The organism is uncultured Campylobacter sp. (assembly GCF_938045405.1).
In the GTDB taxonomy this organism is placed as follows: Bacteria; Campylobacterota; Campylobacteria; order Campylobacterales; family Campylobacteraceae; genus Campylobacter_B.
In genome coordinates this window covers 1-3,197 of record NZ_CALIMW010000167.1, presented here as the reverse complement: position 1 = coordinate 3,197, position 3,197 = coordinate 1, and the positions used below count along the sequence as shown (strand labels likewise).

Annotated in this window: 3 protein-coding genes; 2 read left to right on the top strand and 1 reads right to left on the bottom strand. The window is 49.1% G+C overall.

Features of this window, described 5'->3' with window-relative positions; translation table 11 throughout:
- Both Q0140_RS06510 and Q0140_RS06505 read left to right on the top strand, forming a co-directional pair.
- A partial coding sequence (locus Q0140_RS06510; RefSeq protein ID WP_297962953.1) for a sensor histidine kinase occupies window positions 1–1,398 on the top strand: 1,398 nt, incomplete at its 5' end.
- 1 nt (window position 1,399) lies between these two features.
- Complete coding sequence (locus Q0140_RS06505) at window positions 1,400–2,080, top strand: response regulator (protein WP_297962951.1); 681 nt, start codon at window positions 1,400–1,402, stop codon at window positions 2,078–2,080.
- A 520-nt stretch (window positions 2,081–2,600) separates the two neighbouring features.
- Here the strand turns inward: Q0140_RS06505 and Q0140_RS06500 are convergent.
- The coding region (locus tag Q0140_RS06500) for a thiol:disulfide interchange protein DsbA/DsbL (protein ID WP_297962949.1) at window positions 2,601–3,197 on the bottom strand (597 nt) is incomplete at its 5' end.

Genomic DNA, 3,197 nt, shown 5'->3' with positions numbered 1-3,197 from the left:
AAGCTCGGCGGCTTCATACGTCTTTTTAAAGAAAACTCCGCAGAATTCGATGCCTTGCAGTTTTTGCGCGAGGACGGGGAGATCTTCGTGGATGGCAAGGAGCTAGGCGATGATGAAGCGATGCCAAAGAGCCTGCGCACGGGACTTGTGTGGTTTGAAGAGACCAAAAACACGCTAGCACCCACGGTAAATTTTATGCAGCGCCATAAAATTTTAGGCGAGCCGACGTTAAATTTATGCGTGCCCGTGCTGGACGGCGGCTCGTTTGCGGGGGTGTTTTGCGGCGTGGTGAAGCTGCAAAACATACTAAAAAATATGGAAAAATTTAAGCTTGCGCCCGATTCATACGCCTTCATCGTCACTCACGGCGGCGAAATTTTAACGCCGATGAAGGATGCCGCACTAAAAAAGCAGATCGAGGATAAATTTAAAGAGCTTTTCCTGCGTGACGAGGACATCACGAGCCTAAATATCGGCTCAAATTTCATCTCCGTCGCCGAGATCCCCACGCTAAACTGGTTCATCGGCGCAGGCACCGATAACGAAAAAGAGCTTGCAGCGCTGCTTAACTCCGTGCTAAAAAACGCCCTCATCTTGCTTTTTGCATTCGCGGCGCTGGCGCTGGTGGCAAATTTCCTCCATAACTTTATGTACTCAAAAATCAAAAATCTGCAAGACGACTACGAAGCCCTGCTCAAGCACAAAGCCCGTATGAGCGAGGCGGGCGAGCTAATCAGCGGTGTAAATCATCAGTTTATCCAGCCGGTTAATTCGCTAAATTTGATGATATCAAGCCTGCTCATGCTGCAAAAAGACGGCAAACTAGACGCCGCGACGCTAGAGCATATGCTGCAAAAAGGACAAGCCGCGACCGTGCTTTTAAGCGATACGATTGAGATTTTTAGAAATTTTTATAAAAGTAGCGACGCTCCGCAAAAATTTAGCGTGCAGCGCTGCATCAAAGACCTGCTAAAGCTCATGCACACCGAGCTTAGCAAGGCAAACGTCGCGGTAAGCTTGCGCGAGTTTAAAGACGAAGAGGCCACGCAGCGCATGGGCATCGTGCAGCAAATTTTACTCATCCTCATTCACAACGCAAAGGACGCGGTAGTGGAGCGATACAAAGACGAGATCGCCAAACGGCAAGTTTTTTTGGACGTCAAATTTGAAAACGGCACGTGCAAAATATCCGTCACGGACTACGGCAGCGGCGTGAGCAAGGCGGCTCGGGATAAAATTTTAACCCAGCCAAAAACCACCAAAAAGCAAGGAAGCGGTATCGGGCTGTATTTTGGCAAAAAGCTCGCAAACGAAAAGCTCGCAGGCGACATCAAACTGCTAAGCGCGGGTGATCCAACGACGTTTGAGCTGAGCTTTGAGACAAATTTAAAGGAGTGAGATGCCAGAGCATTTAAAGCTACTTAAAGACCTGACCGTCCTCATCGTCGAGGACGACGAGATCGCAAGGGAGCTGCTAATAGGCGGGCTAAAGCCATACTGCCTAAGCGTCTGGGGTGCAGGCGACGGGCTAGAGGGGCTAGAGCGCTTTAAAAAGCTAGCTCCCGCCATCGTCATCACCGACATCCACATGCCCGCGATGAACGGCTTTGAGATGATGAAGGAGATGATGCGCATAAAGCCCACGCAAAAATTTATCGTCTTTACCTCCTACGACACCGACGACAACCTCATCAAAAGCATCGAGCACGGCGCGGCGTCGTTTCTAAAAAAGCCCGTCGATATCGCCGCGTTGTGCCGTCTGCTCGTGGCTCTAACCTACGAAAAGGACGAAAAGCTCGTGCGTCTGGGCCCGCAAACCAGTATAAATCTCGCCAAAGAAAAGATCTACAAAAACGGCGAAGAAATTTATCTATCATTTTTGCAAAACAAGCTCTTTTGGCTCTTTGCGTATAATCTAAACAAGCTCGTGAGCTACGAGATGATCGAGGAGTTCGTATATGAGGGCGAGCTGCCTAGCAAAGGCGCGATACAAAACGTCGTGCTAAGGCTAAAGCGGGAGCTGGGGGTGAGGTTTAAGAATATTAGCGAGAGCGGGTATATACTGCTAAGTGGCGAGTAATCTAAATTTAGCGGCTTGTCTTTTTGCCCTATACGGCGCCCGATTTCGCTGCAGGCTGCAGTCATGTATTATATATACGCTCCTTTGCCCTTGCTTATCCGCCTTGTCTATGACAAAAATACTTCACCTTGAAATTTCTACGTTCAAATTTGGCGTTAAATTTTATTTTGCGGCTCGTCTTTTTCCGTCATACTTCGCTTTGCTTCCCTTGCGGTCACAACTGCAAGCAGAAAGCAGCTCGCTCGGCTTCGGTTACGGGCGAGCGAGTCCTCTCCCTCGCCTCTTTCACCGCTGCCTCGTCTGACGTAAAAATACTTCGCCTTGAAATTTTACATTTAAATTTAAAGTCAAATTTTTAAATTTTAGCTCAAATTTTACCCGCCTAGACTCGCACCTTGAAAATATAAAATTTAGACATTATCGTTCCGCGCGGCTTAGCGATAAAATTTGCTAGAACCCTGCCGCTGCGGCTAAATTTAATGCAGCGCGTAAAACAAAGCTTGCTTTGACGCGGCGAAACCTATTTCGCCAGCAGCTCCTTTACCGCGGCGGCCATTTCATCGACGGAGCCGAACGAAGCCGTGTTTAAGAGATACTTGCCGCTGACGACAAATGCCGGCACGCCTGAAATCACCGCGACTTCGTAGCCCGCGTCCCACTGCGCGAGCAGAGCCTGCGCCTTTTTGCTAGCAAGCGCAGCTTCGTATTCGCTCATGCTCACGCGCGCGGCATCCAGCGCGGTTTTGATGAATCTTTGCTTATCGCTTCCCTCGCCGAAATCATCCTTTTTATCGTGGACCGCTTTGTAAATCGCAAATTTTGCCTTTTTAAATTTCGACTCATTGCTTAACAGGCCCACACCGTCCTTCTCATCAAGCACGATAAGGGCTGCGAATACGCCGCTTGCGGTCTGCCCAAACACGCCTTTGGTCTTTAGATGCCATGGCAAAAACTCCGTCCCCTCAAGCTTTTTCATCAGCTGCGGCGTGACCGTCCTATCGAACGCATAGCAGTGCGGGCAATCGTAGTTAAAAATTTTAACTACGCTGTTTTTCGGTACATTTAGCGGCTTTTGCAGCACTTGATAATTAACGCCCTCCTCTAGCGCGTTTGCGCC